General features: G+C 43.7%; 7 protein-coding genes. 5 read left to right on the top strand and 2 right to left on the bottom strand.

The features are described 5' to 3' along the window. The first annotated feature begins 64 nt into the window (after window positions 1-64). Window positions 65-946 (top strand): helix-turn-helix transcriptional regulator, encoded by an 882-nt coding sequence (locus EL210_RS12615; RefSeq protein ID WP_018920566.1) that lies wholly within the window; start codon window positions 65-67, stop codon window positions 944-946. A gap of 955 nt (window positions 947-1901) precedes the next feature. Here the strand turns inward: EL210_RS12615 and EL210_RS12610 are convergent. Both EL210_RS12610 and EL210_RS12605 read right to left on the bottom strand, forming a co-directional pair. Continuing rightward, entirely contained in the window at window positions 1902-3848 is a 1947-nt protein-coding gene (locus tag EL210_RS12610) for an alpha-glucuronidase (protein WP_018920567.1), read from the bottom strand. A 436-nt stretch (window positions 3849-4284) separates the two neighbouring features. Next, complete coding sequence (locus EL210_RS12605; protein ID WP_025879625.1) at window positions 4285-4734, bottom strand: copper resistance protein NlpE N-terminal domain-containing protein; 450 nt, start codon at window positions 4732-4734, stop codon at window positions 4285-4287. Between the two features lie 652 nt (window positions 4735-5386). Here EL210_RS12605 and EL210_RS12600 point away from each other — a divergent pair. From EL210_RS12600 to EL210_RS12585, 4 genes are all read left to right on the top strand, one after another. Further along, on the top strand, window positions 5387-8650 hold the full coding sequence (locus EL210_RS12600) for a SusC/RagA family TonB-linked outer membrane protein (protein ID WP_026285962.1): 3264 nt from the start codon (window positions 5387-5389) through the stop codon (window positions 8648-8650). A 25-nt stretch (window positions 8651-8675) separates the two neighbouring features. After that, window positions 8676-10286, top strand: coding sequence for a RagB/SusD family nutrient uptake outer membrane protein (locus EL210_RS12595; protein ID WP_018920570.1), 1611 nt, complete (start codon window positions 8676-8678; stop codon window positions 10284-10286). 29 nt (window positions 10287-10315) lie between these two features. Continuing rightward, the gene (locus tag EL210_RS12590) at window positions 10316-11107 is read left to right on the top strand and encodes a hypothetical protein (protein ID WP_018920571.1); all 792 of its coding nucleotides are present in this window, start codon (window positions 10316-10318) and stop codon (window positions 11105-11107) included. A 109-nt stretch (window positions 11108-11216) separates the two neighbouring features. Beyond that, complete coding sequence (locus EL210_RS12585; protein ID WP_232000373.1) at window positions 11217-12902, top strand: C10 family peptidase; 1686 nt, start codon at window positions 11217-11219, stop codon at window positions 12900-12902. Window positions 12903-13438 lie beyond the last annotated feature (536 nt).

The raw sequence follows: 13438 nt of genomic DNA, 5'->3' as shown, positions 1-13438 counted from the left end.
TCAATATATTATCCCCAAGTAACAACTCCTCCCCTTCGGGGAGGCCGGGTGGGGTTTTAACTTTATGAAGAAACTTGGTAACGAGCTTACGCTCATTCTTTTGATGACCGACGGTACGGATTATACCGCTAATGATTTGTGCGAACATTTGGAATGTACGCGCCGCAACCTTTATTATTATCTGCAGTTCCTGCGTGATTATGGCTTTAAGGTTGTCAGAAATGGAAACTGTTATCGCCTTGATCCTCACTCGCCATTCTTTCGACGCATCACGTCATCGGTCAACTTCACTGGTGCTGAAGCCGCTTTGTTGCATCAGCTTGCCGATGGAGTCGATGCAAGAAACCCTGCAATTGCGTCTGTCAAGAGTAAGTTGGAACGCTTCTATGACTTGCGTCTCTTCACAGATGCACGCTATAGGAAAAAACAGATGCGCAATCTTGATGACTTGACGACAGCAATCAACAATCAACGCATAGTCTGTCTGCACCGCTACTCCTCGCCTCATAGTCATTCATTCAGTGACCGTGTGGTCGAACCATTCCTCTTTTTAAGTGATCATCAGGATGTGCGTTGTTATGAATTAGCTTCAGGTATGAACAAGACTTTCAAGTTGGCACGCATTGGAAGCGTGGAGGTTTACGATGCTCCTTGGATACATTCCGACAAACATAAGCGTGTTTTCACGGATATGTTTGGCTTTACTGGCGAAGAACGCTACCGTATCCGTCTGCGCATGGGACAGCTTTCTTACAACCTCATGCTTGAAGAATACCCCATTTCATCGACATTTTTCATGCCCGAAGACGATTACCATTGGCTCCTCGAAACTGATGTTATGAGTTATCTGGGCATTGGCCGTTTCATCCTTGGACTCTATGATGACATTGAAGTGCTTGGAGATGATGGGCTTCTCCGTTATATTGAGGAGAAAAGAAAACTGTGACTTGCAGAAGATATAAAGGTTATCAGCTTATAAACAAATTCATTTTGTTTCCTGAGAAGCCGCTCCAAGCTCGTGCTCCCCTCCTTGGGAACCGTAGGTCGCTGTTCGTTGAGCGAGCGAAACGAGGAAAGCAATGGGTCGGGGGAGGTTCCCATTAGGAGTCTTCCTACTTGCATTTTAGTCCTCCTCGTCGCAAGCGACATCCGAGAATATCTTAGAATATTTTAGAAGATATAAAGGTTATGAGCTTATAAACAAATTCATTTCGTATCTTAAAAATACGCTGATAGCTCGTGCTCCCCTCCTTGGGAGGGGCTGGGGGAGGTTCCCATTAGGAGTCTTCCTACTTGCATTTTAGTCCTCCTCGTCGCAAGCGACATCTAAGAATATCACAGAAAATCTTAGAAGATATAAAGGCTGTTGCTGCCCTACATCCTAAGAGGCAGAATATATGTTAATTCCTTTCAATAAACTTTACAATTCCCTTGAATAGATTGAAGAATTCAGAATGAAAGTCTTCCTCATTCGAAATGTGCGCCGTATTGTAACGAATTACAAAGCATTGACAATCAAATAATTACAGATTTCAAAACAAATTGCAGGCTAATCTCACATAAAGAAATGCTGCCATTTGCATCAAATCACCTCCTAATTTGCACTATTTCATCGCGTTTTCTGATGCAAATAGCAGTGCCATCTGCGTCAAGTTGCAACGCATGATGAATGGAATTGCAATGCAAGGGGATTGACGTGGGAGCATTGAAGCTATAAAATGGCTTTACATAAGCGTGGAACCCGGATTTTTATTTCTCTTTGGGTATTGGTAAAAGTGTTAAAAACGACAAAGAAATTTGACATTAAAAGCCTTTCTCTCAGATGCTCTGTGCACGGCTCCTTAGGCTTGGAAGCAGGGTGAGCGTAAGGGGGAATACAAATGCTTTCATGCAGTTTATGCCTAAGGTTGTTTGTGGTTGAGTTGTGCAGGCTGTACGGGCATGTAGCTTACGCCCGTGAAATTATATTTCAAAGGCATCTTGGAGAATTGTTGGAAGTAGCGGAGTACGTAGTCACGACATTCTTTTGCATTTGCCAACTGCAGGGCAAGAAGACGGTTGACATGTTCCCAACGTTCCTGATCAATCTGCGAACGCAATTCGTTCCATAGCTTCTGATAAGATACCACCTGCTCTATCCCTCGATAATATAAGGCACAAAGTTCATCCCAGAGCATGTCGCCATTGTGCAGTTTGTAGTCCCAGGGCACATGATGAAACCACAACAGATATTCATCGGGGCACGTGGCAAGGTTGTTATAGAGGCTTCGATAAGGCTCACGATATAGCGAAACGGCATTCGTTCCCTTGGAGGAGCGGTCGAAACCGATGCCGTCTGCGGCAGCCTTATGATAGGGTATAGGGCACCACTCCAATGGATATTCAGCTTTAACCCCGTCTGCTTCGGGACCGTAATGATGCTGGGAAGCGAAGAGATGATGCAGTCCAAGCGGCATCATATAGTCCACACAGGCCTCTCTGCTCGTAGTCATCATGTCGGCAAGTATGTAGCTGTTGACCTCGTTCCCAAAGGTCTGGCCAATCCATTCCTGTGCGATGAAATCGGAAGAAAATGAGGGATTCCATGCCAATCGGCCAAAGGCATACCAGTTGGCCTGTGAGAATGGATGCCCACACCAATTGATGTCATCGCCGATGTTGCTCACTCCAGCAATTGCTTTGAGGCTGTCGGGAGTGACGAAGCTGAAGAATTCCTTCCACATTGGAGCCAAGAAGACGAGATGTTTGCCCTGTCCGGTGTATTCTTGAGTTATCTGAAACTCTACCGCTTGCTGTGTTTTCTTCATGTTGTCGAAGATAGGAGCGTAGGGTTCCCGCGGTTGAAAGTCGAGAGGTCCATTCTTGCTTTGCAGGATGACATTGGGTTTGAAAAGACCATCAAGGTCTTTGAATTCGCTGACTGCCTGCATCACGCGGTCTTCTCCCTTATGTTTTGCGCCATAGACGAAGCTGCGCCACATCACAATTCCTCCATGGGGAGCCAACGCATCGGCCAGCATGTTGGCACCTTCTGCATGCGTTCGTCCGTAATCGAGAGGTCCAGGTTGTCCTTCAGCGTTTGCTTTTACGAGGAAACCACCGAAATCCGGTATGCGTTGATAAATCTCATCAGCCTTCTTCTTCCACCATTTTTTGACGGTTTCATCGAGAGGATCGGCGGTTTTTGTGTAGCCGAGAGCCTTCGGACTGCCGAAGTTTACCGAGAGATATACCTTAATTCCATAAGGTCTGAGAATGTTAGCTATCGTGCAAACAGTATCAATATATTGCGTTGTCAGCACTTTAGGAGAGGCATTGACATTATTCAACACACTGCCATTAATACCGACAGAGGCGTTTGCCCGGGCATATTCGCGGATGCGTTCTGCCCATTCCTGTCCCTTGAGATTGGCCGAAAAGAAGATGCTCTTGCCTGCATATCCGCACTCAATCGTGCCGTCAAGATTGTCCCAATGGTTGAGGATGCGGCGTGAAAACTTGGGAGCCGTGTAGCCAACGAGCCTGGGATATGCCTCTTGAGCTTGCTGTCGGAGTGCTTCGTAGGCACCATAGAGCAGACCAAGTTCGCTGTGTGAGCAGATAGAATCTCCGTTATAGAGGAAGCCGTCATCATCTTTCAGACGCGGGTTGAGGATGAGTTTCAATTCTGGTCCCTGCCAATAACGTTTCAGTTCGTCGACAGCTGTCTGCAGGGTTGCCCCACCTTGTGGCGCAATGATATTGGCTTTGCCGCATGGTTTGTATCTTAACCAAAGTGCATGTCCGTCTTCAGCCGGTGAAAGGAGGGGCGACAGCGCCAGCAAGAGAGATAGAATAGTTTGTTTCATGAATAGATATATTTCAATACTGTCGTTTGAACAGCAAGTTGAACTGTTGCTGCAAAAATAGTCAAAACCTGCTGAATAAACGAAGAAAAAAGACGCTTATAACTTCAGTTATATTGTAGTTGGGAACCATGTCCTGTGAAATGCACTACTTGGATGTTATACCATAGATGTGCAGAAAGAGGGAGCTGTCGTGAAAATAGTAAGTGAATAAAACGATCTTCGTTGGTTTCCTTTATGGATTTTCACTCTTCTTATGTTTATAAACGAAGACAGGAACGCAGAAAATTGCGTCCCTGTCTTTATTTTTCTCTTATCCATTAGTCTGCATCTTCTCTTCTTGTAACTCATTCTCCGCCTTTGACAAAGCAGTAGAATTTACTGTATAAAGAGAGGAACAAGTTCTTTTTCCCTTTTGAGAGAGATTGGATAAGTGGCTTTACTTCTTCAATTTCAAGTCGTAGCTGAGTTTTGTTGCAGCCTCTTCAAACTGATTGTTAACCATGCGGAGAACTGAGTCGTTTACAACCTTGAAGTAAGTAGTGTCTTTACCAAGTGCAAACTTATATACAGTTACGTCTTTACCGTCCATTTTCTTGGTGGCAACAACCTTCTTACCGCTATAGTCTTCTGCCGGAGTTTTATCTGTCAAGTATTTGATGTGCAGAGAGAAACCATCGGTAGAATCATTAGCAAGCTTCAGTGTATAAACTGAACCGGCATCTGCACCAGGGATTTCTCCCTCGTAAACAGCACTGTCTGTTGCCATAGTGTCAGTTGCAGCAGAGTCTGTGCCAGCTGCATTTGCAGCAGTCTTACCATTGTTTTGGCATGCAATCATTGCTGCACTGGCAGCAAAAAGCATAATTACGTTTCTTAGATTTTTCATAACTTTCTATGTTTATAAATGATTAATAATCGGGTGCAAATATAGGAAATAACAATAATAGTTATTGCAGATTGTATGATAAATTTAGTTAAACGTTTTACTTTTTCTTATCAGGTATACTCTTTGGGTATGTTAAATCATACCCGAAGACATTGTTTTGAGGCTTGTAACTTAGCGGGAAAGCAAGACTGTTGCAATGCAGATTTAATTCATTTTAGATTTATTTCAGTTCTCAACTGCCAATTATCAATTTGTCTACTCGTAGCAAACCATTTCGTTAACGCTTTTATACCCCATTGGGTTTTAATTTGTAACGAAAACGAATAAATTGCAAGTAATTATGTTAAATACAACGACAAAAAGTAACTTTCTGCAGAAAATGTTTGGCGGTATTCTAAACATTCCTTAATTTTGTAACCATAAACATGCTTTTATAAAAGTTAATCAAAGCGGACAGCTACGAGAAAGAAGGATTGTTTCCAAGTTTCTTTTCAACACGAAATAATGTTACAAGGGTTGGAGTACGTACCTTTCGCGTTACTAAAATCTTCCAAGTGATGTGATATCGGCCTTTTTCTCATTATATATAATAAGGTATAGAGATATACTGCAAAGCAATAAACAAATAATATAAATTAAAGAGAGAGATTTTATGGAAAAAAGACTAATGATGTTTTTGGCAGGCCTTTTCCTCAGCATAGGAATGGCTGTGGCACAAACTCAGGTTTCAGGTACTGTTGTCTCTGGGGATGATGGTGAGCCTGTTATTGGCGCTTCAATCAAGGTTGTGGGCACTAATACGGGTACAGTATCCGATGCAGACGGGAAGTTCTCGCTTTCAGCACCCGCTGGTGCGCGCTTAGAGATTTCTTATATCGGCATGCAAAGCAAGACCGTCAAGGCCTCTCCCAAGATGCATGTCACATTGGAAGCCGAAAATAAGACATTGGATGAAGTGATGGTTGTAGCCTATGGAACGGCAAAGAGATCTTCATTTACAGGTTCTGCTGCTGTCGTAAAGGCAGATGATATTGCAAAGGTGCAGACTACAAACGCCGTTGAAGCGTTGCGTGGTAAGGTTTCCGGTGTGCAGATTACACAGGCTTCAGGTCAACCGGGTACAGCTCCAACGGTTCGTATCCGTGGTATTGGCTCTATCAATGCAGCTCGCTCTCCACTTTATGTTGTAGATGGTACTCCATATGATGGCGATATCAATATTATTGCTCCTACGGATATTGAGAGTATGACCGTATTGAAAGAAGCTGCTGCTGCCGCTCTTTATGGTGCACGTGGTGCCAATGGTGTTGTCATTATCACGACAAAGAATGGCCGTTCCTCTGGCAATGCAACCATTACGGTTGATGCAAAATGGGGTGTAAACTCTCGTCAGGTGCCTGACTATAACTATATTAATGATCCTGCAGGCTATTATGAAACGTGGTACAAGGGACTGTATAATTATGCCCGTGATACCTATGGATATACTGCGGCACAGGCCAACGCATTTGCCAATCAGAACCTGACAGCCAGCAATAGCTACGGTTTAGGGTACAATGTCTACAATGTTCCAGCAGGCCAGAACATGATTGGTATGAATGGAAAGCTCAATCCTAATGCCACTTTAGGGAATGTTATTACAGGTACGGATGGTAAGAAATATCTTCTTACTCCTGATAATTGGCTCGATAATATCTACCGTCATGCACTGCGTCAAGAGTACACTGTGACAGGTGCAGGTAGCACCCAGAAGTCTTCTTTCTATGCTTCAGCCAACTATCTGAATATGAAAGGTATCTCTATTGGTTCGGATTATGCACGTTTCACGGCTCGTTTGAAAGCAGATTATCAGTTTAAGCCATGGCTGAAGTTGGGCGTCAATATGAACTATGCACACTACAATGCGAATCAGTTAGGCTCTGATGGTGAAGCTTCTGCCTCAGGTAATGTCTTCACCGCATCAAGAATAGCTCCTATCTATCCGCTTTTCATTCGTGATGCTCAGGGGAATAAGGTACGTCATGAAGCATCAGGTGGCTGGGCTTATGACTACGGAGAGACAAAGAGTCTTATCGGACTGTCACGTCCTTATTTTGGAAGCAGTAATGCACTTTCTGATGCATTGGTGAACAAAAACTACAATGAAGGCAATACGTTCAGTGCAACCGGTATAGCAGAAATCAATCTTCCCTATGATTTCAAATTCACTTCGACTAACAGTGTTTATGATGATGAATACCGTGCCCAGTCAAGTACGAACCCTTGGTTTGGTCAGTATGCTTCTTCTAACGGTATTGCTAATGTAAGCCATGGTCGTACTTGGACCTACAACTATCAGCAGTTGCTTAACTGGCACCGACAGTTTGGAAAACATGATGTAGAGGCAATGCTTGGCCATGAATACTATCACCGTCGCATTACGACGCTTGCCGGTCACAATAACAATATGTTCCTTAACAGTATTGTTGAGTTGAGTGCTGCCGTAACGACCAGTTCTATTGCTACTTCTTCTACATCTGAATACAATACTGAAGGCTTCTTTGGACGTGCACAGTATAATTATGACAGCAAATACTTCGGTTCTTTCTCTTATCGTCGTGATGCTTCATCTTACTTCGATCCTGATCATCGTTGGGGAAACTTCTGGTCTTTGGGTGGTGCATGGCTCATTTCAAAAGAGAAGTTCTTCCATGTAAGCTGGGTGGATGAATTGAAATTGAAAGCATCTTATGGTGAGCAAGGAAACGACGACATTGGTTATTACAAATATATCACTACTTATAATATTCAGAATTCAAATGGAAAGCTTGCTCTTTCTCCTCGTCAGTTGGGTAATGCCAAGATATCTTGGGAGAAGAACGGTGAGTTCAATGTCGGTATAGAGTTCTCTTTGCTGAAGAGTCGCCTAACGGGTTCTTTCGAATATTACAATCGTAAGACGACTGATATGCTTTCTTGGTATACCTTGCCAGCTTCATTCGGCTTTACAGGTTATTATGATAATGTTGGTGATATGCGCAATACGGGTGTCGAGTTCGAATTACAGGGCGACATCATCCGCACCAAGGAGCTCACATGGTCGGCTCATTTGAACATGACTGCCAATAAGAACCGTATTGTCAGATTAGCAGCTGACAAGAAGAACTTGGTGGTAGATGGCAAGCAAGGTTACCAGAGTAGCGATTACTTCTATGGTGAGAAACTGCCTATGTACACCTGGTATATGTACAAATATGCAGGCGTTGATCAGACAACGGGTGAAGCACTCTATTATAAGAATGTATATGAGAAAGATGCAAATGGTAAGACTATCTACTATGATGCAAACGGTAAACAGGTTGATCAGTCTGTAAAAGGATCACGTCCAAAGGTTGTTGGCCAGGAAACTGTTAAGACAACAGGTGAAGCAGACCTGTATCTTTGCGGTGATCCTAACCCCGATGCATTCGGTGGATTTGGTACGAATCTCAGCTGGAAAGGCTTTGACCTTGCCGTAGACTTCACTTATCAATTAGGTGGTAAGGCTTATGATAATGGCTATGCCAGTGCAATGAATTTGAGTCGCGGTAGTGCTATCCATGCTGATATCCTTAATGCCTGGTCGCCTACCAATAAGAATTCGAGCATTCCTCGCTTGAACTTCAATGACAACTACATGGCAGCACAGAGCGATCGCTTCTTGACTTCGGCTTCATATCTCAATTTGCAGAACATCACATTGGGCTATACATTGCCGAAACCTTTTGTTCGTAATCTTGGCTTAGCCAACATCCGCGTCTATGTTACGGGAGATAATGTTTGGTTGTTCTCAAAGCGAAAGGGCTTTGATCCACGCCAGAGCGAAAATGGTTCAATTACGAATGCTTACTATTCGCCTATCCGTTCTGTCTCTGGTGGTGTGAGTGTGACGTTCTAATCATTAACAGAAAAAAGGAAACAAGATGAAAAAAATCAATCAATATATATTGGGTTTAGGACTGGTGGCACTGTCTCTCTCCACTTTTACTTCATGTGAAGAAGAGACAGAACCAACCTCTTATGCGACCACTAAGCAGCTACAACGCTCTTCTGAAGCAACAGAAGCCCTGTTGAGTGCAATTCCGGCATCACTGAATACGGTGTGGGATCGTAGTTATCATTTCAGTTACAGCTATGGTTCGATGATGAAGATCCGAGATGTGATGACGGCAGATGAGGCTCTTTCAGAAAGCGATTACAACCAATATAGGCACTGGATACAGAGTTACTATATTGGAAGGGATTACATTACTACACAGTTCATCTGGAACAAATTCTATAATATGGTGCTGACGACCAATAATCTTATTGGTGCCGTTAATCCTGAATCAGCAACTACTCAGCAGTTAGGTTTCCTTGGAGTTGCCTATGCTTTCCGTGCAATGTTCTATTTGGATATGGCTCGTATGTATGAGTTCCTGCCGAATGAAAAGTTCCCTGATGGAAAGAACAGCGATGGTAACGTGGTCACCAACCTTACCTGTCCTATTGTGAAGGCAGGAATGAGCAAGGAAGATGCCCGCAAGAACCCTCGTGCCACACGTGAAGATATGAAGAAATTCATTGAGGGTGATTTGAATGATGCCGAGAAATACATCATCAAACTGGCGGATACGCGTGATAAGACTTTGCCTGACTTGGCTTGTATTTATGGTTTGAAAGCTCGTCTGTATATGTGGGTAGAGGACTATGCCAAGGCTGAAGAATATGCTAAGAAAGCTATTGCTACCACCAAAGTTGCACCAGTAAGCAAGGCCGTTGCCCTCAATCCATCGACAGGTTTCAACACGACAACTCCTTGGATGTGGGGCTCCAACCAGACTGCAGACGCTGCAACTGTGAAGACGGGTATCATTAACTGGACTTCATGGATGTCAAATGAAACGATCTTTGGTTATGCAGGTGCAGGTGGGGTGTACTGTATGATAGGCAAAGAACTCTATGATCGTATCAGTGATAATGATTGGCGTAAGCTCTATTGGAAAGCTCCGAGTGGTAGTGCTTTGGCCGATCAGGTTCCATTCCTGAAAGCTTCTTACAAGAAATCTCTGCCCGTTTATGCTTCCATTAAGTTCCGTCCGGGCCAGGGCAATGACGGAGAATCCTCCATTGCAGCAGCCTGTGCGTATCCTCTGATGCGTGTTGCTGAGATGTATTTCATCGAGGCTGAGGCCGCAGCACAACAGAATAAACTTGCAGAAGCAAAGACTGTTCTGAATAAAATCATGCAGACACGTGACGCGAACTACAATAGTCAACTCACTGACAAGGAGTCTCTCATTGAGGAAATCGTGTTCCAAAAGCGTGTAGAACTTTGGGGTGAAGGACAAAGTTTCTTTGATATCAAGCGTCTGAACTACTCTGTCAAGCGTGCTTACAAAGGCACGAACTTCTATGAGTTGTGCCGTTTCAATACCAATGGGCGTCCGGCTTGGATGAACATCTGTATTGTTGCAACTGAAGAAAACAATAACAGTGCGGTTAAAGGCTATAACAATCCCGATCCGTCAGACCTCTATACCCCTGTACGTTAATCCGTAGTATTTCATAAAGAGAAAAGAAAATGAAAAATATCTTGAAATATTCATTCATGGCTGCTCTTGGCTTGTGTATTGCAAGTTTAAGCGCCTGCTCAGACGATTACAAGTATGAATCGGCACCATCTGATACAGGTGGCAACGCATACTTGGTTGCATCAAAGTCTGATACTGTTAAGTTCACAGAAAACGAAGCGCAAAAACTCATCGTACGCGTGGCTCGTGTCGACTCAACTCAGGCTCAGACAATAGCGTTGTCAAGTGACAATAAGTCTTTCAATGCACCGACTGACGTGAAGTTTGCTGCCGGAGAGGGGACCAAAGACGTTGAGGTGGCTTTCAACATGACCGCAGGAACGTCTGAAAAAGTAAGCATTGCCGTGGCTTCAAAAGATGCTTTTATTTACGGTTTGCCGGAGATAACCTACCATGTTATCCGCTACAAGACTCATAATGTGACGGTTGCTTTAGGCATGTGGAATGTACAATCCAACCTGATTGTACGCTCATACGGCAACAATTACATGTTGTTGGCAGACAAGGAGAACGGTTATAACTACGACATCAACTTCACCATTGACGACAAGGGCGTAGTAACCGTACCGGCTCAGCCCGCTTGGGTTCATAAAACCTATGGAAAGATTTGGGTGTGTGGCAATGAAAAAGGAGATGCCAAGTCTACTGCTAACGGCGTTTCCGGCTCAGCAATTGCAGGAACCTACGATGCAAAAACAAAGGTAGCTACGCTGAAACTGCTCCATGCCGTACCTGGAAAAGGGGCATTCGGCACTAAGATCGACTATATATCGTTTAAGTAAATATAAGATTATCCGATATAACAAAAGGACCTTGCAGGCTTGTCCTGTTGGGTTCTTTTTTATTTTTCAGAGAACCCTTCATCAATTATAACCATTTTATAAAATGCCAATGACAAAGAAAAAACTATTACTTCTCATTTCTCTTTTCGTCATATCTTCCGGACTACAGGCAGCCCACAGAAGCCTGTTACAAAAGAAAGAGGCTGCATTGCAGGTGCTGACAAAAGCTGACAGCCATGCGCCCACACGCGCTGCAGGTTCATCTGACCATCTTAAAGTTATCGCCGAGAACGCTATGTTGACGGTTCTTGGCTCGCAAACAGGTTTTGCCATTATTGCCAATGACGATGTTTTTCCTGCCGTTATAGGTTATTCAGGCGACAGGTATGATGCAGAAACCAATACTTCTCTGCGTTGGTTTGTCAATGCAGCAAGCAGTTCTATGAGCAACTATCTGTCGGAAGGGAAGAAATATGCACCGGTAATTCCTGCCGGAGCATTCCAGACCGCAGTCAGTCCTATTCTGAAAACCGAATGGAACCAGTCAAAACCTTATAACAACGACTGTCCATACGTGTCTGGAAGAGAGCCTTATCCTACGGGATGTGTGGCAACTGCACTGTCACAGATAATGAAACATTACAATTATCCGACTAAAGGTATCGGACAAGGTACGTTGAGTGTGGTTGTCAATGGGGTCAGTAAGATTATTTCAGCAGACTTCGGCAATACAACATATGACTGGAAAAACATGCTGAATGAATATGAAACCGTTTCTTATACTGCTGTGCAGGCAAAGGCTGTTTCAACCTTGATGCTCCACTGTGGCATAGCTGTAGGCATGGAATATACGCCGTCAGGCTCCGGAGCTTATTCCAATGAGGCTCGCAGCGGCTTGATCAATAAGTTCGGTTATGATGCAGGTATCAATCTCCTTTTTCGTAACTATTATTCCACTTCTCAATGGATGAACATAATATATCAGGAGTTGAATGCCAGCCGTCCGGTATATTATACAGGGTCGGATGCAACGGCAGGCGGTCATGCCTTTGTCATTGACGGTTATAACGAGCATGGTTTCGTGCACGTAAACTGGGGTTGGGGCCCCAAGGGTGGCAACGGTTACTTTGATATAGCACTGCTGAATCCAACGGGATATTCGTTCAGTGACGGGCAGGATATGCTTGTTGGCGTCTCTCCGGTGAAAGTAATGGATGCGCATTCACACGTTATCAGCAAAGAGAAATTCACTGCATATAAGTTTGCTTCGATGCTTAATCTCTCGGCTGGAACGATGTATAATCTTGCAGGTGAAAGCTTTACGGGTGAGGTTGCCTTTGTTCTTATGAAAGACAACACGGCAAAAGTGCTCAAGTCTATTACTGCATCAAACATTGCCGACCGTTATTCTGTGGGCGAACTTAGCGGGATGATTACCCTGCCGGCTGGCATTCCTGACGGCACTTACCGTCTGTTTGTAGGTTCACGTTCATCGCAATATGCCGAAGATTGGCAGTTGGTGCGTCGTCCTTCCAATCAGGTGAACAGCTATGAAGTCGTAATTTCAGGTGGAAGTGTACAGAGTGTAGATACCGGAACCACTGATGACAGTTGGAAAACAACGGGTATCAGAACCATCGATACTTCTGCTTCCTCTGCTGACGTCACGGTCTTTGACCTTCAGGGACACAAACTTATGCATGTTCCTGCTGTGCAGTTCAGTAACGATTTGCTGCCCGTTGGCGGTGTGTATGTTGTGAAGCAAGGTGAAAAGACAATGAAAGTGATGAGGTAAGGAATGCAGGAATGATTGTCAATTTATTTCATCTTTGATTTGCATTCGCCTTTAAAAAGTATTATCTTTGTGTCGGGGAAAGTCAGTAGTGGCTTTCCCCTTTTTCGTGTATTGTTGTCAATGGCGTTGCAATCAGCGTCAGAATAGCGTGTAATTTGATGCAAAATACCGCGCAATTTGCGTCATATTGCAGTGTAAAGTGACTGTAATTGCATGCTATTATGACGCAGATTAGCAGGTGTAGTAGGTGAGATATTGATTTCGTTCGTGGTGAATTGGAAAACATGACGAATGGAATTGTTGGGAATTTTGAGTTTTTTGTTAAAGTTATATAATGCTTCTTGTGGCATATCTAATGTTTGTTTCCAGTCTTTGTTTTCTTGGTTTGATGCACCATATTTCCCATTCCAACTGGTAGATAAAAGCTGTTCGCCTTTTCATTCTTTATGAATTATTGCATTTTCTGCTTGTTTGTTCACACTGTTTAGATGTTACATATATTCAAATTATATACATATTATAGTTGCAAAACAATA

Origin of the sequence: Segatella oris (assembly GCF_900637655.1) — a bacterium.
GTDB lineage: Bacteria > Bacteroidota > Bacteroidia > Bacteroidales > Bacteroidaceae > Prevotella > Prevotella oris.
This window is presented reverse-complemented; position numbering and strand designations above follow the sequence as displayed.